At 60.7% G+C, this 23411-nt stretch carries 27 protein-coding genes and 1 pseudogene; 16 read left to right on the top strand and 12 right to left on the bottom strand.

What is annotated here, in order from left to right; genetic code table 11:
- Positions 1–21 precede the first annotated feature (21 nt).
- Positions 22–1515 (top strand): M81 family metallopeptidase, encoded by a 1494-nt coding sequence (locus RN01_RS02350; RefSeq protein ID WP_017510645.1) that lies wholly within the window; start codon positions 22–24, stop codon positions 1513–1515.
- 39 nt (positions 1516–1554) lie between these two features.
- On the opposite strand, the gene RN01_RS02345 is transcribed toward RN01_RS02350, so the two are convergent.
- Positions 1555–2148, bottom strand: coding sequence for a TetR/AcrR family transcriptional regulator (locus RN01_RS02345; RefSeq protein ID WP_017510644.1), 594 nt, complete (start codon positions 2146–2148; stop codon positions 1555–1557).
- 75 nt (positions 2149–2223) lie between these two features.
- Here RN01_RS02345 and RN01_RS02340 point away from each other — a divergent pair, with 75 nt between their 5' ends.
- Together RN01_RS02340 and RN01_RS02335 are read left to right on the top strand one after the other, a co-directional pair.
- Positions 2224–2649 (top strand): PaaI family thioesterase, encoded by a 426-nt coding sequence (locus RN01_RS02340; RefSeq protein WP_017510643.1) that lies wholly within the window; start codon positions 2224–2226, stop codon positions 2647–2649.
- Between the two features lie 104 nt (positions 2650–2753).
- Entirely contained in the window at positions 2754–3398 is a 645-nt protein-coding gene (locus RN01_RS02335) for a dihydrofolate reductase family protein (RefSeq protein WP_017510642.1), read from the top strand.
- Between the two features lie 39 nt (positions 3399–3437).
- On the opposite strand, the gene RN01_RS02330 is transcribed toward RN01_RS02335, so the two are convergent.
- Both RN01_RS02330 and RN01_RS02325 read right to left on the bottom strand, forming a co-directional pair.
- On the bottom strand, positions 3438–4301 hold the full coding sequence (locus RN01_RS02330) for a hypothetical protein (RefSeq protein ID WP_017510641.1): 864 nt from the start codon (positions 4299–4301) through the stop codon (positions 3438–3440).
- Between the two features lie 852 nt (positions 4302–5153).
- Positions 5154–5705 carry a TetR/AcrR family transcriptional regulator gene (locus RN01_RS02325; protein ID WP_017510639.1) on the bottom strand — a complete coding sequence of 184 codons (552 nt, stop codon included), beginning with the start codon at positions 5703–5705 and terminating at the stop codon, positions 5154–5156.
- A 109-nt stretch (positions 5706–5814) separates the two neighbouring features.
- Here RN01_RS02325 and RN01_RS02320 point away from each other — a divergent pair, with 109 nt between their 5' ends.
- The 3 genes from RN01_RS02320 (at position 5815) to RN01_RS02315 (ending at position 7353) form a co-directional block, all read left to right on the top strand.
- The gene (locus tag RN01_RS02320) at positions 5815–6474 is read left to right on the top strand and encodes a DJ-1/PfpI family protein (RefSeq protein ID WP_017510638.1); all 660 of its coding nucleotides are present in this window, start codon (positions 5815–5817) and stop codon (positions 6472–6474) included.
- A 94-nt stretch (positions 6475–6568) separates the two neighbouring features.
- Positions 6569–6772 carry a lipocalin-like domain-containing protein gene (locus RN01_RS35035; protein WP_080672872.1) on the top strand — a complete coding sequence of 68 codons (204 nt, stop codon included), beginning with the start codon at positions 6569–6571 and terminating at the stop codon, positions 6770–6772.
- Between the two features lie 41 nt (positions 6773–6813).
- Complete coding sequence (locus RN01_RS02315) at positions 6814–7353, top strand: DUF2867 domain-containing protein (RefSeq protein WP_017510637.1); 540 nt, start codon at positions 6814–6816, stop codon at positions 7351–7353.
- Here RN01_RS02315 and RN01_RS33725 read toward each other — a convergent pair.
- The 6 genes from RN01_RS33725 to RN01_RS02290 form a co-directional block, all read right to left on the bottom strand.
- Positions 7295–7468, bottom strand: a complete 174-nt coding sequence (locus RN01_RS33725; protein WP_156149773.1) for a hypothetical protein — start codon at positions 7466–7468, stop codon at positions 7295–7297. The two genes, RN01_RS02315 and RN01_RS33725, sit on opposite strands and share 59 nt — an antisense overlap.
- Before the next feature lie 190 nt (positions 7469–7658).
- Entirely contained in the window at positions 7659–8129 is a 471-nt protein-coding gene (locus tag RN01_RS02310) for an NUDIX hydrolase (RefSeq protein ID WP_017510636.1), read from the bottom strand.
- 178 nt (positions 8130–8307) lie between these two features.
- A complete protein-coding gene (locus RN01_RS02305) occupies positions 8308–8520 on the bottom strand; it encodes a hypothetical protein (RefSeq protein ID WP_017510635.1) in 213 nt (70 codons plus the stop codon).
- Entirely contained in the window at positions 8521–8934 is a 414-nt protein-coding gene (locus RN01_RS02300) for a VOC family protein (protein ID WP_008649245.1), read from the bottom strand. It abuts the gene before it with no gap.
- A gap of 181 nt (positions 8935–9115) precedes the next feature.
- Positions 9116–9856, bottom strand: a complete 741-nt coding sequence (locus tag RN01_RS02295; protein WP_017510633.1) for an SDR family NAD(P)-dependent oxidoreductase — start codon at positions 9854–9856, stop codon at positions 9116–9118.
- A 138-nt stretch (positions 9857–9994) separates the two neighbouring features.
- Positions 9995–10918, bottom strand: coding sequence for a LysR family transcriptional regulator (locus tag RN01_RS02290; RefSeq protein ID WP_017510632.1), 924 nt, complete (start codon positions 10916–10918; stop codon positions 9995–9997).
- 301 nt (positions 10919–11219) lie between these two features.
- Here RN01_RS02290 and RN01_RS34235 point away from each other — a divergent pair, with 301 nt between their 5' ends.
- The 3 genes from RN01_RS34235 (at position 11220) to RN01_RS02275 (ending at position 15068) form a co-directional block, all read left to right on the top strand.
- A complete protein-coding gene (locus tag RN01_RS34235) occupies positions 11220–11495 on the top strand; it encodes an autotransporter outer membrane beta-barrel domain-containing protein (RefSeq protein WP_160171261.1) in 276 nt (91 codons plus the stop codon).
- 870 nt (positions 11496–12365) lie between these two features.
- Positions 12366–13748: an MATE family efflux transporter gene (locus RN01_RS02280; protein ID WP_029700414.1), complete on the top strand. Its 1383-nt coding sequence runs from the start codon at positions 12366–12368 to the stop codon at positions 13746–13748.
- A gap of 519 nt (positions 13749–14267) precedes the next feature.
- Positions 14268–15068 carry a YecA family protein gene (locus RN01_RS02275; protein WP_017510629.1) on the top strand — a complete coding sequence of 267 codons (801 nt, stop codon included), beginning with the start codon at positions 14268–14270 and terminating at the stop codon, positions 15066–15068.
- A gap of 456 nt (positions 15069–15524) precedes the next feature.
- On the opposite strand, the gene RN01_RS32430 is transcribed toward RN01_RS02275, so the two are convergent.
- Positions 15525–16757, bottom strand: coding sequence for a lysozyme inhibitor LprI family protein (locus RN01_RS32430; protein ID WP_017510627.1), 1233 nt, complete (start codon positions 16755–16757; stop codon positions 15525–15527).
- 646 nt (positions 16758–17403) lie between these two features.
- Between RN01_RS32430 and RN01_RS02250 the strand changes: the two genes are divergently transcribed.
- Positions 17404–17874: a hypothetical protein gene (locus RN01_RS02250; RefSeq protein ID WP_017510626.1), complete on the top strand. Its 471-nt coding sequence runs from the start codon at positions 17404–17406 to the stop codon at positions 17872–17874.
- 841 nt (positions 17875–18715) lie between these two features.
- Here RN01_RS02250 and RN01_RS34490 read toward each other — a convergent pair.
- Positions 18716–18979, bottom strand: a pseudogene (locus RN01_RS34490) (ISNCY family transposase); the annotation flags it as partial.
- Positions 18980–19188: 209 nt separating this feature from the next.
- Entirely contained in the window at positions 19189–19485 is a 297-nt protein-coding gene (locus RN01_RS02240; protein WP_017510624.1) for a helix-turn-helix transcriptional regulator, read from the bottom strand.
- 263 nt (positions 19486–19748) lie between these two features.
- On the opposite strand from RN01_RS02240, the gene RN01_RS02235 reads away from it, so the two are divergent.
- The 6 genes from RN01_RS02235 (at position 19749) to RN01_RS02215 (ending at position 23411) form a co-directional block, all read left to right on the top strand.
- On the top strand, positions 19749–20861 hold the full coding sequence (locus RN01_RS02235; protein ID WP_017510623.1) for a replication initiation factor domain-containing protein: 1113 nt from the start codon (positions 19749–19751) through the stop codon (positions 20859–20861).
- On the top strand, positions 20858–21148 hold the full coding sequence (locus RN01_RS02230; protein WP_128646503.1) for a hypothetical protein: 291 nt from the start codon (positions 20858–20860) through the stop codon (positions 21146–21148). Before RN01_RS02235 ends, RN01_RS02230 begins: the two co-directional genes overlap by 4 nt.
- A gap of 4 nt (positions 21149–21152) precedes the next feature.
- On the top strand, positions 21153–21311 hold the full coding sequence (locus tag RN01_RS33715; RefSeq protein ID WP_017510621.1) for a hypothetical protein: 159 nt from the start codon (positions 21153–21155) through the stop codon (positions 21309–21311).
- Positions 21312–21365: 54 nt separating this feature from the next.
- Entirely contained in the window at positions 21366–21500 is a 135-nt protein-coding gene (locus tag RN01_RS34865; RefSeq protein ID WP_017510620.1) for a membrane protein, read from the top strand.
- Between the two features lie 108 nt (positions 21501–21608).
- A complete protein-coding gene (locus tag RN01_RS32425) occupies positions 21609–23057 on the top strand; it encodes a hypothetical protein (protein WP_017510618.1) in 1449 nt (482 codons plus the stop codon).
- A 9-nt stretch (positions 23058–23066) separates the two neighbouring features.
- Positions 23067–23411 carry a DUF2523 family protein gene (locus RN01_RS02215; protein WP_017510617.1) on the top strand — a complete coding sequence of 115 codons (345 nt, stop codon included), beginning with the start codon at positions 23067–23069 and terminating at the stop codon, positions 23409–23411.

The raw sequence follows: 23411 nt of genomic DNA, 5'->3' as shown, positions 1-23411 counted from the left end.
TTCCGATCACTCAGGACACCCATGAAGATTCTGATCGCCAGGCTCAATCACGAAACGAACACGTACTCGCCGGTGGCAACACCACTTGAGTCCTTCAGTCCACGATACGGGGCGCAAGGGTATCGGGCCGCCAAGGGCACGCGCACCGCAGCCGGCGCGTTCATCGACCTCGCCGAAGCGGCGGGCGCGGAAATCGTGGTACCGGTGATCGCTGGCGCGAACCCAAGCGGCCGTGTGGCCGCTAACGCCTATACGCACCTGACAGACACGATCGTCGCGGCGGCGGCGGGCTGTGATGCGGTGATGCTCGATCTGCACGGCGCGATGGTCGCGGAGAACAGCGACGATGGCGAGGGAGAACTGCTCCAGCGCCTGCGCCAGGTCCTGCCCGACGCGCCGATCGCGGTTGCGCTCGATCTGCACGGCAATATCACGCAGCCGCTGATCGACCATGCCGACATTGCCGTCAGCTTCAAGACCTATCCGCATATCGACATGTACGAAACCGGCGAACATGCCGGCCGCCTGCTTCTGGAGATGATCGCCGGGCGCGTGCGTCCCGTCATGGCGTGGCGCAGACCGCCGCTTGTTACCCATACCCTGCGCAGCCGTACCGACGAAGGGGCCATGCAACGGGCGGTGGCACTGGCCAGGGAAGCGGAAAAGGGCGGCATGCTGGCGGTATCCATCCTGGCCGGCTTTGGTCTGGCCGACATTCCGGCGCCGTGCATCAGCGTGATCGTGGTGGGCGATGGCGATCGCCGGAAGGCGGACGAGGTGGCCGAGCGCATCGCGGCGCAGATCTGGGAAGAGCGCGAAGGCTTCACGTATCGCCCAGATCCGTTGCCGACATCCATCGCCATGGCGGCGGCTGCGGCGAACGCCACCGCCGAGCACCGTCCCGTGCTGCTCCTCGATCATGGTGACAACTGCATGTCGGGCGGCACCTGCGACAACATGGCCGTTCTGCACGAGGCGTTGGCCCAGGGTCTGGATGGCATCGCAGTCGGCCCGGTGTGTGACCCGGAAGCCGTGGCCCAACTGATCGCGGCAGGCGTGGGAGCAAGCGTCACGCTCAACGTCGGCGACAAGGTGGCCGCGCCCCAGCTCAGCGTGTATCCGGAATCAAGGCCGCTATCCGGCACGGTCACCGCGATCAGCGACGGGGAATACGTCATCACCGGCCCGACGTATACGGGCCAGCGCATCCGGATGGGCCGCACGGTGCTGCTCGATACCGGTGCGGCAAAGGTCATCGTCACCGAAACGCCGCAAGAGCATTGGGACCTTGGCATCTTCACCCATATCGGCGTGGACCCTCACGCTGCACGGTTCCTGATCCTGAAGTCGCGCATGTATTGCAGGCCGGTTTTCGTGCCGATCGCGAAGTCAGTGATCGAATGCGATAGCGAAGGCGTGACCAGTTCGCGCTATGAGATGTTCCCGTTCCGCAATGTCTCCAGGCCGGTGTACCCGCTGGACAAGGAGACAGCCTGGTCGGCGTCGGCAGGTTGATTTGACCGGGGAAGGGCGCAGGGCAGGGGGCTTATGCGCTCAACCTGGCCGTCGATTCGCCACGGCCGTCTCAAATAGCAGTTCGAGCTCGGCTGCGGCATCCAGCAAAGGCGTGGCGCTCTTCTGCACACGCATCTGGACCAGCGCTCCCGAGATCGTGGCCATTGCCATGCGGGAAAGCCGGTGCGCCCGCGACGCTTCCACTTCGCTTCGAAGCAGCGCCTGCTCGATGATGCGGGCCCACGCGCCAAATGCTGCCTCGCCGGCCTGCCGGATGTCTTCGTGCTCAGGCGCGAGTTCCAGAAGCGTGGTCGTGATCGGGCAGCCGTCCCGAAATTCGGATTGCTTCATCCAGCCGGCAAGCAGTCCGCAATACTGCGTGATCAGGCGGGAAGGCGAGTCAGATTGGCGCGCCAACTCCTCCAGCGTCGCCGCGACCTTATTGCCAGCAAACTCGATTGCCGCCACGCCGATCGAGATCTTCCCGTTCGGAAAGTAGTAGTAGAGCGACCCCTTTGGAGCGCCACTTGCGCCAAGGATGTCGCTCAGACCGGTGCCCGCATAACCCTGTTTCCGAAAAAGCGCGACGGCACTCTGCACGATCGCATCACGATGCTTGGCGGCTGCTGACATGTCGTTCGGGTCCTTGCCTTGTTTTCCCTGATCGAATTATATAGAGTGGTCTACATAATATCGAGGAGAACGTACATGGAACATCAGGACAAGCTTGCCTTGATTCAGCAAATCAGCGCCACTGCGCCTTTCAACCGATGGGCCGGGTTCGAGGTCCTGCGCGCGGGTGACGGCGAAGCGGAATTGGGGATGGACTGGCGCGCCGAAGACATGGCGCAATATTCCGGCTTCCTGCACGCCGGGCTGATCTCGGCCTTGCTCGACACCGTATGCGGCTTTGCCGCCGCAACGGTTTCCGGCCGCGTCCTGGCATCCCACATCGCAGTGAGTTGCCTAGCGCCAGCGGTTGGGCATCGGTTTATCGCCCAGGGCAAAGTGGTAAAAGCGGGCAGAAAGCAGGTCTTCACCAAAGCCGAGTTGTATGCGCTGGGGAATGACAATTCGCGCAAGCTGGTGGCGATTGGCGACACGATCCTTGTGCCGGTCGAGGAGTCGCGGTAGCTTGGCGAGGCGGATGGCGCGGCGCGGTATCTGATAGTCGACATCCGTTGTCTGGGCCCTGGATTTCCTCTTGGCGTCCAAACGGTGGCAAACGGAGGCAAACGATGGCACGCGTTCGCGTTAACGGCTTCACCATCTCGCTCGACGGATACGGAGCGGGTCCGAATCAGGACATTAACAATCCGCTAGGCATTGGCGGGACGGAGCTCCATCAGTGGCTCGTCCCGACACGGACGTTCCAGCGATCGTTGTTCGGCAAGGACGACGGCACGACCGGGATTGATGATGACTTCGCCGCGCGCGGCTTTCAGAATGTCGGGGCCTGGATTCTTGGGCGCAACATGTTCGGGCCCATTCGCGGGGACTGGCCGGACATGAACTGGAACGGCTGGTGGGGAGACAGTCCTCCGTATCACGTTCCAGTCTTCGTCTTGACCCATCATCCGCGCCCCTCCGTCGAGATGAAGGGCGGGACAACGTTCCACTTCATCACAGGCGGCATTCGCGAGGCCCTCGACCGCGCCCGCGAGGCCGCAGCCGGCATGGACGTGCGGATTGGCGGCGGTCCGGAGACGATCAGGCAGTATCTTCGCGAAGGCCTCATCGACGAACTGCACATCGCCATCTCGCCGGTTCTGCTTGGCCAGGGAGAATCGCTGTTCGAAGGGATCGACTTGAGAGCGTTGGGATACACGTGCGCTGAGTCCGTGGCCTCAGAAAAGGCCACGCATGTCATCCTGCGGCGCTAGGGACGCACGGATGACATGCCTGCTGATCGGCGCCAGGCCTCAGCCGGGGCCCCAGCTTCCGCTAATCAACTCGGTCGGTTTTTGCCGGGCAATGATACGGGCGCAATCGTCCCAGGCGTCGACGCGCACATTCAGGCCGGCGTAGATGCCATAGCCTGCGCCGGTCAGAATATCTTCCTCGGTTTGGATTCCCTCGCCAGCCTTGATGGCCCCTTCGGCAATGATGGAGCCTTTGGCCTTGATACCCCATCCCGCTTCCAGGTGCTGACCGGCGTGAATGGCACCGCCAGCCTCGATGCCACAGCCGGCAATGATGTCGTGCTGTCCGTCAATGCTCTCGCCGGCCCTGATCCCACGGCCACAATGGATAGCGCCTTGCGCGGTAATGCCGTCTCCAGCGAACAGATTGCCATGCGTCGATATGCGCTCGCCGGCAGTGACATACCAACCGGCGCGGAGATTGCCTCCACAATCGATCCTTGTTTCGGCCTCGACTCCCCAACTGGCCTTGATATCGTCGCCAGCTTCGATGGAGCCACCGCTGTAGACATTCCCCCCGCAGTCGATATCCGTACCGGCCACTATCGCAGTACCCGCCCGGATGCCCGCGCCGACACGGATGCTGTGCCCGACCCGGATCACTGATTCGACATCGACGCTTCCCTTCACAATCACTGTGCCGGCGAAGACCAACGCCTTTGCGTCAAGCGCATTCAGCATGAGCACCGCATCGGTCGGGCCAAACTGCTGGAGCAGCCAGCAGGCATCGGCAACACGATCCGCGCGGACCAGCGCATCAAGCAGCCGTTGATAGTCGCTACCATCGTCGCGATTGCGCAGAAACCATTTGTATCCATCCGCGCAGGGGCGTTTGGCCTTGATAAGGTTTTGAGAGAGTTCCATAGCGATGAAGTCGCCGCTTGCAATCGTGCTCGGGCCGTCGCATGGCGAGCAGATTCCGCCCTCGTCATCTGACAGGCGACAGGTACCCGATTTGGATCGAAGCCGGCTTGGGTTCGGTAATTGATCGAGGTGAGGGCGAGCGGCCAGTTGTCGGCCTGCACATCAAGCAGCAGACCGCCTTCGAACGCTCGCATCCCCCAGAGCAAGATGCCGTGCCAGGAAGATCAGGTGGACTGCGATTTAGTCCCTGGCTTCCCGCACGGCTAAAAGAAGCACGGCGAGAAGGGAAGCCTGTTGGGCGATCACTTGCGGGATAGCAGAGTCGCGCAGATGCGCACAGGCACACGCGCTCGCAACATGCTTGGCATGTTGGCGGTTGGCGCTGTGGATCTGTACGGAATGCATTCGATCGCCAGGTTTGAAAGGGGGCTCACACGACGGACGCGCCGTTGGCGTCTTACAGGACGATACACCACGAGATAGTGTCGCCGCACGGTCTGAACGTCGTGGTCCAGCCGAGAGTCGTGTGGCGCTATTAGACCATACTCCGCGCGACATGTAGGCCTATGGCCGCACTGGAGTCGTCGAAGCCTTCGCGGCGTGCTTCGGTTGATGCTCAGGCGCTGTCCGTACGGGGTAGCCTCTGTACTCCAATATCCAGACCGTTTTTAAAGGCCGTAGCGCCAGCCATTTCCAAATGTCGCTGCGACCGTGCTTTTTGTGCGAGGTTGGAGTCTTTCAGGGGTTGACGGTATCCAGAATCGTGCGCCGCCGAGCTCCCAACTGACCTGTATGTCAATCACAATGACTAACCACGTTGGATGGACTTGCCGTTAAGCCGGCAACGTGGTCTCAGACGCGCGGTGGAAATGTGTCTTTGAAGAGGGTAAACGCATCCTGCAAGAGCTTATTGAAGCGACTGGCGTCACGTCGCAGTCCTGCCTGCTGACCACCGATTAAGCACAAGTGAGCCGCCTGGCCGATTATTTCTGCATGGCTAGGCGAGCGCGCCCATCGACGGCACATTCTGACCGCGAAAGCCAGTCGAGTTGCGTCGACTCGTTGCTGAAACTCGGCCACCAACGGATCGTGCAGCGCCCACGCTCGGATGGCAACTTCCCGGCCCGGCTGTTTCTCAGCAGCAATGCTCAAATAGCGCATCAAGGTTTCGCTGGCGGTGCGTCCCTGCGCTGCATAGGCAAGCATCCGCTCCGTGTAGTCCTCTTCCCACTTGGTCAGCAACGTACGCACGAAGTCTTCGCGATTGCGAAAGTGGTGATAGAACGAACCACGGGTTACGTTCAACCGACGAGCCAGGATTTCGGCCGAGACGCCGGCGTGTCCTTCTTGGTCCAGGGACTCAAGGCCAGCCGAAACCCAGTGGTTGCGAGTCAGTTTGCTCATATGTCTGCACCATACAGGCTGTGTATGGTGTGATCTGGATTGATACGCTGCGAACATAGCATAGACCGCCACTGCATTTTGCACAGCAGCGCTTCGCCGGGAGTTCACCTTGAGAAAAATCGCACTGGTCACGTTCGACCAATTCACCGATATCGACCTCTTCCTAATTTGGGACATCTTGGGCCGCAACACCAAGGACTGGAAGGTGCGCATCCTGGCGCCTAGTTCTATCGTGCGATCGGCGAACGGACTGTCGGTTTCGGCACATGGCTCTCTCTCTGAGGCCAATCACGCCGATGCAGTGTTGTTTGCCAGCGGCAAGCAGGGCATACCTGCAGCGCTTGCTCATCCGGATTTCCTACCATCCTTCCAACTCGATCCCACACGACAGTTCATTGGCTCCATCTGTGCAGGCGCCTTCATCCTTGAACGACTTGGACTCCTTCCTAGTGGTCGTGCGACAACGCATCCGGATGCGCGCGGAGGCTTTCAAGCTCCAGGGCTGGAGTTAATGGACCAGCCCCTGGTATGCCACGGAAGCGTCGCGACGGCTGGAGGCTGCCTTGCTGCGCTCTATCTGGTGGGGTGGCTGGTGGAATCCCTGTTCGATATCGAGAAACGACGCGCCACACTGCTGCCGGTGCTGCCGGCTGGACAGCAGGAACTTTACGGCGCACTGATTGGGTTCAGTATCCGGCAAGGCGTTGGCCAGATGGCCCACGGCAGACCTTGTATCGGCACATACCCCCCAAAGGTGAATTGCGCCTGATGGCGTGACGCCAATCGTCGATACTCTCATCCAGAGAGCGCCTGAGTAGCGATCCGACGGCCCTTTTCGAGACAATGATTGCTTATTCTGGTTTGTGTCGTGTCGTGTCGAGGACGAGGACAAACTCATCATCAAGGTCGACACGGCTTGGCATCCAGCCTGGATTGGCACCGAGCAGGTTCGGTTCTTCAAAGTAGATCGCGGCGTCCTGGCAATAACAACTGCGTGGCAGATGCATCCATCGTTCCCCGGGCGAATTGCTCGCGGTGTGCTGATGGCACAGAGAAGCAATGATTAGCGCAGGCTCGCGCTCAACCCAAACCATGGAGAGATTGGTTGATGATCGATGCCCATAAAGCTCATGCGATACCCATGCCATCCGACAGCATCCTGGCGCCGCTTTATAGGAGCGCGGACCTGCTGGATGCGTATGCGGTTCAGTTGCCGGCGGGGGCCAGCGACGATCTCGAAGTGTTGGCGCGCGCTGGATTCGAGCGGCAGGCGTGGTGGATTCGTGCGCTGACGCGGGTACGGGACACGATAATGGCGACAGTCGGCGTCAAATCGTCTCGTGCGGTCGGTATTGCTGCAGCGGCGCGAGGGCCGGTGATCGGTTTCTTTCCACTGCGGTCGAAGAGTGCGGGGGAGCTGGTGATGGGCGAGGACGATCGGCATCTCGACTTCCGGATCGCGATCCAGCTGCGCGCGGGTGCGGCAGGCGGCAGGGAGCTCGTCCTGGTGACCGTAGTGCATTGCCATAACTTGCTGGGACGGACGTACCTCGCGGTAATCACACCGTTCCACCGTGTAATCGCGCGGGCTAGTCTGGAACGGGCGGCAAGCCGTGCTGCCCGAACTGGACCTGGCGCCGCTGGTTAATGCCGAGCTTCTCGGCGGCGCGCCACACCATCAGGCCATCCCGCACGACGGCCTCGATGACGTTGCTGCGATCCAGTTCGCGCAGGCTTATGGTGATGGTGTCCGGTCGTGTCATGTCGTGCTCCCGCCAGGCCGTGCGGTACGACATTTCAATCTAGCCCAAGTACGACATGACAACTTACCCCTGACACTGTCCACTCCGTCTTCAAATGTCGGCACGATCGTTCGAGAACGTCTCTCTTGGCGGCAACGTCGGGCGGTGTCGCTGGAGATCCATCCTCCAACTATCGCAAGCGCGGAACGCGTCAACCGCGTTGGACCATGTGTTTGATACCAGGGAAGTCTTCCTGCAGCGCTTCGCGTAGGAACGCCGGGTAGAGCTCGACGTTGCCAAGCTCCCGACGACGAAACCAGCGGAACACCAAGCGCTTCGTATCTTCCATGCCAATGTGGTCCCGGTTGACGTCAACGATGTGAGAGTCATCCGGCACGGAGATAGCGAAATAGAGGCCTAGCTCATGGTGCGGCTTCCCTTCATTCTCGAAGAAATTCTCCACCGCGAATAGCAGGCGCTCCACCTCGGAAGCGACGCCTAGTTCCTCGCGCATTTCCCTGGCGACAGCATGAGTTGCCTCCTCGCCGAGTTCCACACGTCCTCCGGGAAGGCTCCAGAAAGTGTCAGTCTCGACACGGTGTAGTAGAACATAGCCTCCGCGAATCAAGATCGCGGCGGCTCGCAAGTCGAAGCGGAATCTATCGGTGTTGAAAGAAATCATCGTGATGTCGCTGGTGTCCTATCGATAGGCTTGATGTCGGCCGAGTACGGAAACTCTCATCTTGTTCTTCAGAGGCCGGTGAATCTCGGCCAGGAACGGGCCAGGCCGGACTCCGTCCTTGGCAGGCAGAATGTCGGAAGTCCGGTGGTAGTCTGCCTTCGGACAGAGAGCCATCCCCTCATGCTGCCCCCGCAAGGATGTCGAACACATAGACGCGGTCACCCATCGCGGAAAGGCCATAGACGACCGTGGTCACCTGAATCTCCGCCGCGTCTTGACGCGTGACTTTGATGTCGGGTGCCGGATGAATGGGATGGCTTGCCTGGAGCAATACCAGACGACGCCGGAAGACGCGCCCGCGTGAGGGTTCGGCGGGCGAGTCGTCAGACATTTAACCGTGAGGCGGAACGGCTTCCGGGTCCATCCACATCACCTCCCAGATATGGCCGTCCGGATCCTCGAAGCTGCGTCCGTACATGAAGCCGAAATCTTGGACAGGCGTCGGGTCCGCCTTGCCGCCGGCGTCAGTCGCCTTCTGCACGAGGTCAGACACCTCTACTCGTCCGCCCGCTGACAGACACAGCAATACCTGTGCCTCCGCGTGCGCGTCGACGATTCGCTTCCCGGTGAACTGCCGCCATTTGTCGTGGGTAAGCAGCATGGCGTAGATTGTCTCGGAGATCACCATGCATGCCGCGGTCTCATCAGTGAACGCCGGGTTGTTGACCGCGCCAATGGCCTCGTAGAAGGCCTTGGATCGCGGCAGGTCTGTCACTGGCAGGTTGATGAAAATCTGCTTGTTCATGATCTGGAGTCCTGTATTTGAGCGATATATGAACTTCGGTTGTTGATGCGAGCCATGAAGAGGTAGCCATGGCATCTTACTGACGAATACTGAAAGAAGGTATTCAACGAGACCTTTTTCGGCCTGCGCTGCGGCCGAGGCCAGCAGCAGGATAGGCAGGAGCATGGGCCGAGCGCCTCCCTCAGTCGGTGAAGCCACCGTCCGTCAACAGCGAACGGCCGGTGACCCAGGCCATATCTGGCGAGACCAGCGCCGCGATGACATTGGCAATATCTTCGGGATCGGCCAGCCGGCCCAGCGGCGTCCTCTCGCGCGCCTGATCCAGATGCGCTTGGGGAATGCCGGCGGTCATATCGGTGCGCGTGATGAAGGGCGCCACGGCGTTGACGCGGATCCTCCGCGGCCCGAGTTCGAGCGCAAATGCGCGGGTGAGCGCGTCCACCGCCGCCTTGCTGGCCGAGTAGACGCCGGCCTCGGCCGTAGGTGCACGGGCAAGATTGCTCGACACATTGACAATGCTGCCGCCCGCCGCGCCGAACAGCGGTGCGAACGCCTGCGTCATCAGCATCACGCTGAGAGCGTTGAGGTGGAACTGTTCGTCGAAGAATGCGGCATCCAACTCGCCGATCGGCCGCGCGCCGTACACGCCCGCGTTGTTGACGAGGATGTCTATGCGGCCACGCTCGTTCGCGACCGCGTCGGCCAGTGCGCGGACAGAGTCGGCGCGGCTGACGTCCGCCTGGAACGCATGCGCGCGGCCGCCGACGCCCCGGATCTCATCGACCACGATCTGCGCCGACTCGCGCTGCTGCCGGTAGACGACAGCGACGCTGGCACCGCGAGCGGCGAGGGCGATTGCGGTGGCGCGGCCTATGCCGCGGGAGGCACCGGATACGACGGCGACTTTGTCTTTCAGGGACACGAAAGTTCTCCGGTAAGGTGCGGGCGAGAAGGAGGCCCGTCGATACGGAGAACGTTATCGGCTCGCCCCGGCGGCGGGAAGCCGGTGGTTTGCAACGAGGCGTTGCGGAAGTGGAACGGGCCCGCCGGACACGAGGGATCAGGCGGCAGCCAGATCAGACGGCCACCTTGCGCGCACCAACTCGAGGAACACACGCACGGCGGACGTCATGCCGCGCCGACTCGGGTACATCGCGTATAGCGTGGCCGGGCGGGAGCGCACGGCTTCCAGCACGGGCACCAGCGTGCCGTCATCGATGGCGTCCTGGCAAAGATAAGCCGGCAACTGCGCCATGCCGGCGCCGCGCAGCGCGAGTTCGCGGATGGCCAGCAGGTTATCCACGGCAATGCCCGGCGTGACAGCAATATCGATCGGCTTGTCGTCTGCGTCGACGAACTGCCATGGCCGCGGATTTGCGAGTGTGCCCTGCGCGAGGCAGGGGTAGCCAGCCAACTCGTCGAGGTGCGCTGGCGGGCCGTCGGCTTCCAGCAACGACGGATGGGCCACGACGATCGACGCCGACGTCGCCACCGGCACGGCGATCACGTCCTCCGAGGCGAGCGGCACAACGGCCGCGCGGATGACCAGGTCCAGTCGCTCCTCGGCCAGGTCGACAAAGCGATTCGAGAGCGTCAACTGCACCTGCACGCCCGGGTGCGCGCGCGCAAACTCGGCCAGGATCGGAGGGAGCGTGGTCTCGGCGATCAGCACGGAGGTATGGAGGTGGATCACGCCGGATGGCTCCGCCACGGCGCTGCGCGTGAGGGCGCCGATCTTGTCGACGTGCGCGGCCGCCTCCCGCGCGTGCGCCAGCACCGCCTCGCCAACCGGCGTGAGGCCGAAAACTTGCCCCGACCGGTGCAGCAGTCGTACGCCGAGCGCGCGCTCGAGTGTCGCCACCCGTCGGGACAGCCGCGACTTGGCGATGCCGGTCTGCCGCTCGGCGGCGCTGAATCCGCCGGCATCGACCACGTAGATGAAGAGCAGCAGGTCGTCGAGATGTGCGCCGATGCTCTGCAGCATGGGGGCAGATTCTGTGTAGTCGGCGGAGGCCGCTCGGGGATCTGGCATAGGAGGCAAAGGCGCGGGGCCGCGAGATTGCGGGAAAGGTAGATGCTACGGCTCTGAGGTGCGGCTGGGAAGGCCGTAGCCGCGGATCTGCCGGCGCAGGGGTCGCCGCTCGACCTGCGCCTGAACACTCAACAGCCCGTCAGACCGCCCGCAGCGCTGCCTCCCGACGCCAACACCCGCGGCAAGGTGGAAGGCTGGAGCGCGGGCGCCTTCAGCACCTTGTACCGGAACGATGAAAACAAGCTCGACGTGTATGACGATACCTGGCTCCAGTACGGCTGGTTCAACAAATCGCATCGCGGCGACCTGCCTCACCGTCAACTGGTGGCACTCCACCGCCAGCAGCAACTTCAGCGCCAACGAGTTGCCGCTGGGCAGCGTATACCCCGAAATTCGCCATGAGCTCAGGCTCGGCATGAATGCGGACTTCCGCAAACACTGGACCGGCTGGACCAATGTCTCGGTCTCATGGGGAGCGCAGCGCTTTTACAAGTACGCGGTGCGGGTGGGGGTGAAATTCACATGGTAGGCGGCCGGCTATAAGGCGGAACGCGCCAGGACCTTCCTTTTCTGGCCGTGGGCGGGCATATGCCCCTGCAATTCACCTTTGCTCGGGCAGCGTTTGTCCGGAGTGCAGGGCGGTCTCGTTCCTGCCACGAGTTGGTAGGCCCAGCAAACGCTCGGAACATTGATCTTCCCTTCATCCCATTGCGGAGCGATCTTGGCTTCGGGCGACCGCTATCGAGTAGCCGTTGCGCATGTCCCTTTTTGGCCGGTCTCAGCCTTCGGCCCTCCCAAGCAAGGGCTTGGGACGCGAGCCTGAGCGACTGCGATTGGCTCAATTGCTGCCGACGCTGTCAGCTTCGCGCTAGCTCTGATTAGAGCTTGGGGTGCTAACGGTGCCTTGGAAGCCGGTGATCGAAGAACGGCTGGGACTACTGAGTACGGGACGATGAGCAGTAAAGGAACGTCGTGGGAGGGCTCCGCAGGAAGGGGCCCCAAACCAGGTCCATCTTTTCTCAATAATATTTTTTACCCGGGTAATATTGACAGCGCTTTTTATCCGGGTAAAATTCGTGTAATCAAATCTCACGTCGCCACCATGTCACCAGACAAGTCCAACTCCCTCACGTGTTCCGGTGGCAACCGCCGTGTTACCACGAGGCCTGTTCGCCCGAGCATCGTAGAGTCGATCCCCGCCTTTGTGTCTCGCAAGGCTTGTCTCGCGGGTATAGGCCACCGCCCGGCGGCGATCGACAACTCGCGGCTGCTGCCGCTTTCGGGAGTCGGGGACAGCCCGTCGGCATAGACACCGAGTCACTCCAATAACCCGCTAGTGCCCTTTCTCGGACGGTCTGCTGTCAATCCGGGCGGGGAGCCCTTTGTCCAGAAAAAGAAAATGACCTCCAGTTCGTCAATCGCACCCGCTGCTCCAGCAACCTCCCGCCCGCTGTGGCGTACATACCTGGCCATCCTGCTACCAATGATTCTGACAAACACGCTGCAGGTTGCGGCCGGAACCATAGATGGCATCTACCTGGGGCAGATGCTCGGCGTTCAGGCCATAGCGGCCGTCTCGGCATTCTTTCCGGCGTTCTTCATGCTCCTGGCGATCATCATAGGATTGAGTACGGGTGCCACGGTGCTGATCGGCCAGGCATGGGGGGCACGCAACCCGGAGAAGGTGCGCTCCATTGCAGGAACCGCCATTGCATTGGCACTGACCACAGGCATTGTCGTCAGCGTCGCGGGCGGCGTGTTCGCTTCATCGTTGCTGCAGGGGCTGGGAACATCGCCAGACATCCTGCCCGAGGCCACGCTGTATGCACGCATCATGTTTGTTGGCTCACCACTCATCATTCTGCTGTGGCTGATGACTTCGATGAGTCGGGGAGTTGGTGATGCCGTCTCGCCATTGTGGACATTGGCCGTGGCAGCCATCATCACCATGATATGTACGCCAGCCCTGATTCGCGGCTGGGGTGGCTTGCCTCGATTGGGGGTGGCCAGTGCGGCCGTCTCGACGCTGGTCGCGTTTGCGCTGGCGCTAGCGTGGATGGCTCGCCGCTGGCTTCGCGCTTCGCATCCACTGGCACCAAATGTCGAACTGCTTTGCCAGATCCGCTTCGACTTGCCCACGGTACAGCGCATGTTGCGTATCGGCATTCCGTCGTCGCTTCAGATGTTCACGGCGGCATTGGCCGAGATCGTGCTGCTTGGCCTCGTCAATGGCCATGGCTACAACGCAACTGCCGCCTATGGTGCCGTGAACCAGGTCATGAGCTGGATTCAGTTGCCCGCGATGTCCCTGGGCATCACTGCTACGGTTCTGTCGGCGCATGCAATCGGCGCAGGTCGCAACCAGCGTGTCCTCGACATTGTGCGGGCAGGCCTCTGGCTGAACATCGTGGTCACAGGTGCCGTAGTTTCCATCGTGTACTTCATGGCTCCCGCGGTCATTTCGCTGTTCTTGACGGATGGCCCCACTGCCTCCCTCGCTCAGGATTTGCTGCGCACAGTTGCCTGGAGTGTCGTGATACTGGGTGCAGCCAACGTCGTTGTCGGCGCGATGCGCGCTAGCGGTACGGTTTTGTGGCCCGCGATGCTTGGCATGGTATCGATCCTGGGAGTGGAGGTTCCGTTCGCCTATTGGCTGCACAGTCGCATCGGAATTTCCGGGATATGGTGGGCTTACACCGTGGGATTCGGGGCCATGCTGCTGCTCCAGTCGATGTACTTCAAATGGGGCTGGCGTCGTCAGCGCATCGAGCGGCTCGTGTAGCGGACGAAATCGCTCGTGACTCGAGAGCGCCGAATGGCATGCCGCGGACGCAGGGCGGGGCGGTTTGTGGAAATAGTTGTTTGCCCAAAGGAGATTCTTCGATGGCGCGCTCCATAGTCAGCCGATTCATCGGAAGTGCTCCTTCACGTTCAGGTCGAGGCGTGTATATGAGCGGCCGCAGCCCTAGTCGCCGTCGCTTCGTGACTGCACAACGGACGCTCGCGAATCCATACGCAATGACCGAGTCTGGCCGTTCTGGGACATCGACCCATCCGGGCAGCGGATTCGAGTATGGCATGGTGGGACCGGCTGCTACCGGTTGAATCCGCGGCCAACAGGAGCCACTCGGGAGCGGCCGCCGCTCCGGCGAACGGCCGCGGGGATCCACCCGGCTTGGCGCGCGGTGCCGAAACAGCACGGTCTTGCAAGTCGTACGACGCACTTCTGCAAAGGAGCGGCGCTATACTTCGCGGCGATGCGTCCAGCGCATTCCCACCCCGCACCGAGAGAACCCGCTCCATGACCGAAGCCACCGCCCTGACACCCGATGAACTCCAAGAGCTTGACGATCTGCTGGACGACCTGCGTCAGCGCGCTGAGGAAATCCCGCAATGGGAGTTCTGCGATGGCTTTCTCACGGCCTTGGTCTGCACGCGCCGCCGCATCCCCGCTGCCGACTACCTGCCCATGCTGCTGGGCGACGGCGCGGCGCTCGATGTGGCCGAGGGCAGCCCGCTGCCGTTGCTGCCCGCGTTCCATAAAGCGGCCCAGCAGACCCGCTTTATGGAGCTATGGCAGCGCCGGTGGAACGAGGTGGAGCACCAGCTCGACCAGCCCGTGGAGACGCTGGAGGACGAACGCACCTTCCATCCCGAGGCCATGGACATCCGCGGCGCCATCTTGAGCTTGCCCCAGGAAGAGCGCGCCGAGATGGATGGGCGGGAAATCCCGTCGTTTGGCCAGGTGTGGGCGCTGGGCTTCATGTTCGTGGTGGAGAACTGGCCCGAGGACTGGGCCGCCCCGCGCGACAAGGAGGCCGCCCAGTGGCTGGACGACGCGCTCGACAGCATCGTCGCCCTGACCGAGGACGACACCGGCCAGCCCGAGGTCTGCATGTACAGCGAGGATGGCCCGCCCAGCACCAGCCAGGCGCGCGTGGAAACCTTCGGCGAGGCGATCTGGGCTGTCTACGACCTGCGCCAGATCTGGAAAAGCCTGGGTCCGCGCGTGGAGGCCGTGGTGAAGGGCGACCAGCCCGGCCGCAACGACCCGTGCCCTTGTGGCAGCGGCAAGAAGTTCAAGAAGTGCCACGGCAGATAAGGGAAAAGCGCTTTCTCGCAGCTTATAGCTGCTTGTACCTTGTTTTTCGACTGGCGTGCCGGCGTGCCATCGCTATTGAGGCACGCATCGCTCTCAGCCGGGTGATTTAGGAGCAAGGCAGCCGGCTTTCGCAGTAGACTCGCCGCTCACCAAATGCTGTTGCACCTTAAAGACGTGTCGTTGGGTGCCACGAACTCTTTCGTGCATGGAGCCATCCATTCGTTGGCGCCGCACCGCAGATGAATTTCCCATGCGGTGCCGGCCGGCAACCCGGCCATCACCAGGCCGATCAGTGCCATTCAGCCAGAATTTGCCAATTGTCTGCCCGACTTGCTCAAGCGAGTCGCATGAGTGTGGCTGGTCGCCGCCGCCCAACGTCGAGCGACCAGTGGCCAGCCGGCGACTTGCTCGCGGCCGGTTTCACGCCTCAAAAGGACGGGGCGACGCCGCCGCAGACTATGACCGTGACAATTGCTGGACGCGGTCGTCCGTCACCTTGAGCACGCATGCCGCATCGCTGCAAACATTACGTTGCTGCTTGATCCAGTCCATCTGCTGGGCTTTGAGTTGCTGCGGGTCAGCTGCCTTCTGTCTGGCGGCAGCAAATGCGGCGCCGAGGCGCTTGTCGGCTGCAGCGGTCTCGGGGGTGGAGCAAATCAGCTTCTCGATCTTCGAGCTCGCCTTGGCGCAGTCGAAGCTTGCTTCGATGATGGCATTCGCTGCCTCCTGCTGCCCGCTGACCTGTGACCCGGTTTCGCTCGACACCTGGGGGAGAGGCTGTGAAGCCGGAGCCGAGTCGGCCGGCGACTTTTCTGCTACGGGCGCCGCCGTCTGGGCGTTTGCCGGTGTGGGCGTTGCTGCCGCCTGAGCAGACGCATCGGGTGCGGCGGGCGATGCGACCTGCGCTGCCGCCGTGCCAGTCGCCGCACTCGATACAGCCTTCTGCGTATATTCGGCGGCTGAAAGCAAGACCTCGATGTTCTGGATCGCGTCAATGAAGCGCGGCTTCTCCGTCTTGACTTCCACCTGGAACTGGCCGTCCTTGCCGTCGATCTTCGCGATCGTATAGGTGATGTCGAACGGTACCTTCTTGGTGTTCGGGTCCATTAACGACATGCCCTGTTCAATAAGGGTAGCGTTCTTCTTGATCTCTTCGTCCTTCTTCGCAGCCGCAAACATCATGCTGGCGCCGAGGATATCTCGATCGGAGGCACTCGCCGGAAGATTGAGGGCTTGTGCCAGGTCCGCACGGGCGGCGGCCCTATGCTCGGGGCTGGCACCCTCGTCGCTCGCTTCCTTGACCATGGCCATGACGTCCATGACGGAATACGTGCCCATCAGTTTCCGCCAGTTCTTCCAGAGTTCGGTCTGATAGGCAGGGTCGGATTGACTGCGCTGGAGGGCGCTGATCGTAGTGTCTGACACCTGGTAGTTCGCCACACCTTTGCAAGAGTAGCTCTTGAGCTTTTCGTCGTGAGCGACCACCACGGGTTGTTCGATCGTGAAGTGAATGCGCTGTTTGATCTGATCGGCAAGTGCGCCGGTGTCCTTGGTCACCAACTCCGTGAGAATTTCGCTGGACAGCTTCGTGGCCTCAACGTCGCCACAACTCGGAACGTCCTTGCCGCAGCCGGCGAGACCGGTGACTGCCAGAACCGCGACAAAGGGGTACAGCATCTTCTTGTTCATTTGGACCCGGAAAAATAAGTTTGCAGCGCGATATCGGCAACGTGCTGCGGATGTTAAACATCCGCCGGGAATCATATCCAGCCCACGGCTGCATGCAACTGTTCCTTGAGAGATGAAGACTGATTTTCAGCGCTTGTTGTTTTATCGCTTGGTTGAATTGCGCTAACTGGCCTCCATGGAGAAAGCGATTCGACTACGCGGTGAATGAGCGGACATTGAGCAGTGCTTTTGGTGGTTTTATATTCATTACATTTGAATTGAGGATGATGCGAACTAACCGTCTTGCTGGCAGGTTAGGCACAGACAAGTGGCTCCGACTGGACCGTGTACCGTATCGTCGATGGCTCGCTTTAGGTCGGCAGTTGCCTCTGGCACGTCGCAAGCCCTGTGCCAGGATCGGCCGAGGGCAGAGAGCGGCCAAGAACCGCCGTTCGCGCCAGCACGCCCGTGCGTGGGTGAGCCGACGGCGGAGTTCTGCTAGGGGCGGTGGCTTTCCCACATCGGGTCTAGGCCCCTCCCTGACCAATGCAGGCTACGGGCACGTTGCGTCCTGCCAACATACCCCACTTCGCGGACGCCGTTTGCACCGCGCTCCCTGCTAGTCTCTTCGCACAACATCAACCCGAACAAAAAATTGCGAGCGATTATGCTATTCAAGCGCATTGTCACAGCTATCTTCGTCACGTTTCTTATTAGCCAGGCCGCTATTGCCGCAGCACCTGTCGTATCCGAGCTTCCTGTTAAGCTTGGCGATTCAGTCGATGATGTTAAGCACGCTTTCAATACAACATTAGATCCAGAAATCATCGAATCTGCGGTCCCGAGTCCAAGCCAGACGAGAAAAAAGCAACTTCGTCTGAAGACGAAGGGCGTCTGGATTTTCTTTGAGAAAGAGCGTGTCGTGACCTATCGCGTCGATGCGCCGTTCAAAGGCAACATTGGTGGCGTGAAGCTCGGGGACGATGTGACGAAGCTAACCAAATTGCTCGGCGCTCCGGTGAAGACCAGCACATTCATGGGTCGCACGACGTACACATATTATTTCGACGACGTCACGACAACCAACTTTCTTTTTTCGGGTAGCGACGAACTAGAGACAATTTTCTTCCTCAAGTAGAAAAATGTGTCACCTGCCGGGAATTCTGCCCTGGTAGCTCTGCCGCCCTCATAGAATTTTTGCGGCGCCAGCGAAGATGGGCGGAACGCAGTGATAGTCAGAGCGTAGCGGCGGTCATCCAACCGAAGTGCATAATCAGAGGCGATGACCGCTCGGGGTCCAGAACTCCACCCAGAGGCTTGGGCAGCCGCTGATCAACTCAGCAGACCTGAACGACTTTGCCATTGAGACCAGTGATCTCCGGCTGGTTACGGTCGGAAATCCGGTCGATAAGCGGGGTGGTGTACAGCAGGGCTTCATATCGAAAGACCGCATAATCCGCTCGGGATCGCGGGAAACGGGCTACAACAGGTATGGTGTAAAAGAACTGGTGGTGAGCCTCTCGCTCGATTCCAATCTCATTTGCATACCCAAGCGAGAAGTAGAGCGTGTTTATGGTGCCGGGGAAAACAGGGAGCCCTTGCCACCTGAACTGATTGATTCGACACCGGGTGGCGCCAATACGAAGACGCCGGCAGACGGCTTTCCTCCATGTCGTGAATTACAAAACACGATCTGGCTCGAGCCGATTCACCAAGCGCTGTCGTTTGACGTTCAGCGGTACCGCTGCAGGCCGCGGCGGCTCGCCATGAAGGATGCGGGAAGGCGCGCCGAATCGGCGGTTGTCGCGCAGGGACTGCACCTCGGCCGCAATGGCCAGTGCGTGGCCTAAGCGCTTGTTCTCAACGATGGCGCTCTGGTCGACCTCCGGGAACCGGTCGTAGGTGGTGTAGGGCAGGGAAGTGCGATCCGCCCACAGCTCAGTCCGTCCGTCCGGATACCCGGCCACCTTGATATAGCGATGGATCAGCCGGCCGGTGGCGTCGTCGACATAGACCAGCAGCGTGCAGGCCGGCGCGCGGTCCTCGAACCAGGCGTGGTCGCTACCGTCGATCTGCACCAGCTCGCCCAGGCAGGCCCGCCGGTTGCGCGGCTGATGGACCTTGGGCGGGCGTTGCTTCCTCGGCACCCACAACCCGGCATCGATCATGATCGGGCGCACCGTCTCCTTGGCCAGGTCGATGCCATGGCGCTCGCGCAGCTTCTCGGCGGCGCGCCACACCATCAGGCCGTCCTGCACGACGGCCTCGATGACCTTGCAGCGATCCAGTTCGCGCAGGCTCATGGTGATGGTGTCCGGTCGTGTCATGTCGTGCTCCAGCCAGGCTGTGAGGTACGACATTTCAATCTAGCCCAGGTACGACATTACAACTTAGCCCCTACAAGCCATTACGCAATAATGTATAAAACATCAAATCAAGCTTTAGTCTGCTGTCACCACGCTGGAACGTAAGTCCGGCGCGGCTTGACGAGTGACAGCAGCGTATTAAAACCCTCGGAAATTTTTTCCAAAACTCCCTTCTTTTTTGCCTCTTCTTCGACCAGCGCCATAAACATTTCGCGTGGGTCGATGCCTGCTTCTTTCGCCAGCAAAAACGCGCTCGTGTAGTCGGGCAGGGTCTGTCCTTTGACGTACCTGTCGAGCGTCTGTTGCTTCATGCCGATGGCCTTCGCCACGCTGTTCACGCTACGGCCATGTAGCGCCATATCTATCAATTCGCGATAGCTCATAGTTATTTCCTCTTTGGGTGGCTACACAGTTCTGTGTAAGCTTTCGGCCATGTCCTACACAGATCGGTGTAACTCAAAGTCGGGTTACACAGGGCGGAGTGTAGTCGGTAAACCGCGAGGGGTAAACGAATGGGCCAAGTGGCGTTGTTTCTAGCTGTTGCAGCAGGCGTAGGTGCTGCCGCTGCCATCGGTGCGTGGGTAGGGCTGTGGGCCGCTACGCGCATCGCCTCGGCGCTGGTTGAAGACGTCCGTAGGGGTGCGTGATGGCAATGCGCGTCGATCTTGAAACGGGTGAAATTCTCGGCGCAGTCGGCGGTGTGTCGCTGGCTTCGGTCGTTGGGGCGTCGCTGGGACTGGAATCTGCCGAAGGCTCGTCCCCCCGTCCTGTAACACGGGGGGAACTTGATCTTGCCGATGGTCTCGACGGTGTTAAGACCAAGCTCGACTGGCTGCATGCCTCTTGGGAACTGACCGGCCCGGAAAACGAGATTGAATGGGTGCGCGATTCGATTTTCGGTTGCGAAGGTCCGGGTGTCGAGCGCAAGTTCCGGTATGAGCGTCGGCAGGGCAAGGGGCTGTTCGGCTTCGCAGAGTCCGAGGACGTGATGTATTGCGTCGGCGGTCAATGGGAACGCGTTGCGGTGCTGGCGTGGGGCGGCCATGACAAGCAGGCGAACATGGGCTTCCTCCAAATCAGCGGTACGGGCTGCAACGCGCTCGGCCTGAACGAGGACAAGTACGAGCGGGGAAATCTGCGCGTTGTTCTTCAGTCGATCAAAGCGACCATTACGCGCCTGGACATCTGTTTCGATACCGAATCGCTCGGCGTCATGGATTGCTGGCAGGCCTATCAGGATGGGCTCTTTCAGCGCCAGAGTGCGCGGCCTTCGTATGACCAAGCGGGTGATTGGCTTGAGCATCAGGGCAGGGGGCGAACGCTCTATATCGGCAAGGCCAAGAACGGCAAGCTGATTCGTTGCTACGAGAAGGGCAAACAGCTTGGGGACCCGGATTCTCCGTGGTTGCGTCTTGAGGTCCAGTGGGGCAATCGTGATCGCGTCATTCCGTATGACGCCATTACCGATACGGACGCCTATTTCGTCGGCGCGGCTCCTTTTTTTTCCACTGTCTTGGCTTCCGTCCCGCGCTTGGTCAAGACGATGTCTAAGGGCGCGGCAATCGTGGCGGCGAAGCTTGTGGAGCATGGGCGCGAGGCCTATGGCCGCTTCATCAATCAGCTTGTGCGGGCCAAATGGTCGGCAGAGCAAATCGTTTCCGTGTTGCGTCGTGAGGGTGCGCCCAAACGCATGGTGCCCTTCGTTTTGAAGGACGGCGCATTCTTTCCAAGTGGTTATTTCGAGGGGTCAATGTCATGAGTGAAGCGGCACAACAGCAAAAAATGGGCGTCAATCAGGCGCTCATTCGTGGGCGCGTTGAGGAATCGACGGCGTTGGAAAACGGCGGCTTCGACACTGCTATTGCGATGCCTGCGCCGGATGAGTTCTCGTCGCCGTCCTTCATTCACGTGTATTCGGACAAGCGTCTCGGGCAGAAGGGCGAGGTTGTGCAGGTGCTCGTGGACGTGCGCGGCTTCCGTCAGCGCATCAACGGTAACAAGGGCGTGTGGGTGAAGTACACGAACACGCTGCGGGCGGTTCAGTAACGCCATGGGCGACACGTGCTGCACCGCTGAACAGCTTGCTGCCATCGGCATTAATGCTGCGGATATCGCCCTGGCGTTCGCCTGGGGCATGAAGGCGGTGTTGGCGGTCTGGGCGGTCGGTTTTGCAGTGGGCGTCATAGTGGACGCGATTCGTAAGGTGTAGGGCATTTGCCCAAACGGTTGCCGGGCCGTTACCCGGCGTTCTCGGGAGTAGGAAATGCAAGAAATCTTCGCAGCAGTGGATCTGAGCGGTACGCAAACGGCCGTGATCGCCATGGGCGTTCTGATCATCGGCATCGCAATGGCTTTCAAGGGCATCAGCCTGGCGAAGCGCGGCGTCAACAAGGCCTAAGGGGGCTGGCGTGACGGGGGCACTGGTGGCGCTGTTTTACGCGCTCGTGGCGATGCTCGGTGGCATCAGTGCCCTGGTCTTCATTCTGGCTTTCCGGGGGCGGATCTCATGAGAAAACACATCGGAACGGGGTTACTAACGGCGCTATTTATGGCGCTGTTTTTCATTGGGCAGCGTGCACACGCTCAGACGCACCTGGTCTGGGACAGTAACGGCAACATCATTGCGTCCAGCTCGGAGGCTAACCGTTTGCAGCTCTCGCGGGACATTACGGCGTACAACCAGGCACGGATCGCTGGGGCGATCAAATCGGCGGCGGTGCAGGGGGCGGAGGTGGTGGCTACGCGGGCGGCTACGTTGGAAATTCCGGCTGCTGCTGGGATGGGTAAGGCGGTGAAGCTAGGTCTTGAGGAATTTGTGCGCTATCCGCTGGCGTCGGTTGGGAAGGGCATGGTTACCGCTGCTCGGCTTACTCCGTGGGGTGTTGTCGGGACGGTTGCAGGGTCGTTGCTGCTAGATGCTGGCATTTCGTATGCGAATGGTCAGTGGGGGAAATCACCGGCTTTGCCTCAGTATGGATCGAAGGCGTGGTTTAAGCCGGGTACTGATCAGACCGGTCCGTATTACGACACTCCGGTTTTGGCTTGCGAGGCGTTCGCTACTGCGGCGGGGCTGCCTGGCGTCCGGTCGACCGACCCTAGCGGCGGTACAGATCCTGTCACTGGTCTTTACAACCAGTACACCTGTTCTGCCAAGAACGCCGGGGGTTCGTGGGTATCGCTTGGTTCTATTTTTTCGGGCTCTTCTCATTGCGTGACGGGCTACGTCTGGAACGGTAGCAAGTGTGTGTCGTCTTCGGGTGACGTGCCTGCATCTGATGCGGACATTCAGAACGCGATTCAGACTGGGTTGACCAATAAGCCGACCATGGCGGCTGACGTACTGAAGAATATTTATGACAACGGGGGCTATGTGCCCCTGGATGCTGCGAACGCGGCTGGCTTCAATATCCCGACCAACACGGTTACCGGACAGCCTAGTACGACTACGACGACCAGCACGGGGACGGACGGTAAGACTCTGACGACGACCAGCACGACCACCCCCACTGCAACGGTGAGTCAGGCGGGAAACACCGTCACAAATAACACGCTTACCTACAACATTTCTAACGTCACCACCACGGTGACGAAGGATTCCGCGGGCAACACGGTCAATTCCAGCACGTCCACCACGGACAAAAGCGACGACGCCTTTAGCGACTCTGCCATGCCTGGGGTGCCGAAGCTCTACGAGCAGAAGTATCCGGAGGGTGTTGCGGGGGTCTGGAACACGTCGAAGCCGGACATTAGCAATACGGCTTTCTACAACGGTATCCGCTCGATGTTCCCGTCTTTCGGGGGCGGTCAGTGCCCTGTGTGGCGGATGTCTTTCAACTTCGGCGGTGCTGGGAATTTCGGCTCCGGCGATCTCACTGTGCCTTGCTGGATTTTCCAGGCACTCGGCCTGGTCATCCTGGCTACGGCGGCTTTCACCTCTCGCAAGATTCTTTTCTAAGGAGCGGACATGGGCGCGTTCTTCACGGCTGTCTTGGCGAAGTTCGCCGCGTTGGCGGGTTGGATCGGTTCCCTGGCGGTGGCGGTGTTTGCAGCCGCCTGGATGTTTGGCACTGACCTGGTGTGCTGGGCCTTTGAGTCGTTCCTCAAGCTCACGCAGGTGATTCTGAATGGTTTGCCTGGGACGGATGCCTTCGCGGCATTGAACCCGGCGCAGTACATCAGCGCGGCTCCGCCCGAGCTGGTCAACATGATTGGCCTCATGCGGGTGGGCGAGGGGCTAGCCATGATCCTCGCGGCGATCGGCATCAAGCTGGTCCTGCAACTTATTCCGTTCACCCGTCTTGGGAGCTGA

Origin of the sequence: Cupriavidus sp. SHE, assembly GCF_000812445.1 — a bacterium.
Classification (GTDB): Bacteria; Pseudomonadota; Gammaproteobacteria; order Burkholderiales; family Burkholderiaceae; genus Cupriavidus; species Cupriavidus metallidurans.
This window is presented reverse-complemented; position numbering and strand designations above follow the sequence as displayed.

What these genes read in the sequence shown, in the direction of transcription:
- RN01_RS32430 (WP_017510627.1), bottom strand. Translation starts at nt 16,757, where the DNA reads ATGAACAAGAAGATGCTGTACCCCTTTGTCGCGGTTCTGGCAGTCACC.
- RN01_RS02215 (WP_017510617.1), top strand. Translation starts at nt 23,067, where the DNA reads ATGGGCGCGTTCTTCACGGCTGTCTTGGCGAAGTTCGCCGCGTTGGCG.
- RN01_RS02290 (WP_017510632.1), bottom strand. Translation starts at nt 10,918, where the DNA reads ATGCTGCAGAGCATCGGCGCACATCTCGACGACCTGCTGCTCTTCATC.
- RN01_RS02230 (WP_128646503.1), top strand. Translation starts at nt 20,858, where the DNA reads ATGAGTGAAGCGGCACAACAGCAAAAAATGGGCGTCAATCAGGCGCTC.
- RN01_RS33715 (WP_017510621.1), top strand. Translation starts at nt 21,153, where the DNA reads ATGGGCGACACGTGCTGCACCGCTGAACAGCTTGCTGCCATCGGCATT.
- RN01_RS33725 (WP_156149773.1), bottom strand. Translation starts at nt 7,468, where the DNA reads ATGACACGACCGGACACCATCACCATAAGCCTGCGCGAACTGGATCGC.
- RN01_RS02340 (WP_017510643.1), top strand. Translation starts at nt 2,224, where the DNA reads ATGGAACATCAGGACAAGCTTGCCTTGATTCAGCAAATCAGCGCCACT.
- RN01_RS34235 (WP_160171261.1), top strand. Translation starts at nt 11,220, where the DNA reads ATGACGATACCTGGCTCCAGTACGGCTGGTTCAACAAATCGCATCGCG.
- RN01_RS02330 (WP_017510641.1), bottom strand. Translation starts at nt 4,301, where the DNA reads ATGGAACTCTCTCAAAACCTTATCAAGGCCAAACGCCCCTGCGCGGAT.
- RN01_RS02315 (WP_017510637.1), top strand. Translation starts at nt 6,814, where the DNA reads ATGATCGATGCCCATAAAGCTCATGCGATACCCATGCCATCCGACAGC.
- RN01_RS02335 (WP_017510642.1), top strand. Translation starts at nt 2,754, where the DNA reads ATGGCACGCGTTCGCGTTAACGGCTTCACCATCTCGCTCGACGGATAC.
- RN01_RS02305 (WP_017510635.1), bottom strand. Translation starts at nt 8,520, where the DNA reads ATGTCTGACGACTCGCCCGCCGAACCCTCACGCGGGCGCGTCTTCCGG.
- RN01_RS02275 (WP_017510629.1), top strand. Translation starts at nt 14,268, where the DNA reads ATGACCGAAGCCACCGCCCTGACACCCGATGAACTCCAAGAGCTTGAC.
- RN01_RS02280 (WP_029700414.1), top strand. Translation starts at nt 12,366, where the DNA reads ATGACCTCCAGTTCGTCAATCGCACCCGCTGCTCCAGCAACCTCCCGC.
- RN01_RS32425 (WP_017510618.1), top strand. Translation starts at nt 21,609, where the DNA reads ATGAGAAAACACATCGGAACGGGGTTACTAACGGCGCTATTTATGGCG.
- RN01_RS02345 (WP_017510644.1), bottom strand. Translation starts at nt 2,148, where the DNA reads ATGTCAGCAGCCGCCAAGCATCGTGATGCGATCGTGCAGAGTGCCGTC.
- RN01_RS02325 (WP_017510639.1), bottom strand. Translation starts at nt 5,705, where the DNA reads ATGAGCAAACTGACTCGCAACCACTGGGTTTCGGCTGGCCTTGAGTCC.
- RN01_RS02300 (WP_008649245.1), bottom strand. Translation starts at nt 8,934, where the DNA reads ATGAACAAGCAGATTTTCATCAACCTGCCAGTGACAGACCTGCCGCGA.
- RN01_RS34865 (WP_017510620.1), top strand. Translation starts at nt 21,366, where the DNA reads ATGCAAGAAATCTTCGCAGCAGTGGATCTGAGCGGTACGCAAACGGCC.
- RN01_RS02240 (WP_017510624.1), bottom strand. Translation starts at nt 19,485, where the DNA reads ATGAGCTATCGCGAATTGATAGATATGGCGCTACATGGCCGTAGCGTG.
- RN01_RS02350 (WP_017510645.1), top strand. Translation starts at nt 22, where the DNA reads ATGAAGATTCTGATCGCCAGGCTCAATCACGAAACGAACACGTACTCG.
- RN01_RS02310 (WP_017510636.1), bottom strand. Translation starts at nt 8,129, where the DNA reads ATGATTTCTTTCAACACCGATAGATTCCGCTTCGACTTGCGAGCCGCC.
- RN01_RS02235 (WP_017510623.1), top strand. Translation starts at nt 19,749, where the DNA reads ATGGCAATGCGCGTCGATCTTGAAACGGGTGAAATTCTCGGCGCAGTC.
- RN01_RS02250 (WP_017510626.1), top strand. Translation starts at nt 17,404, where the DNA reads ATGCTATTCAAGCGCATTGTCACAGCTATCTTCGTCACGTTTCTTATT.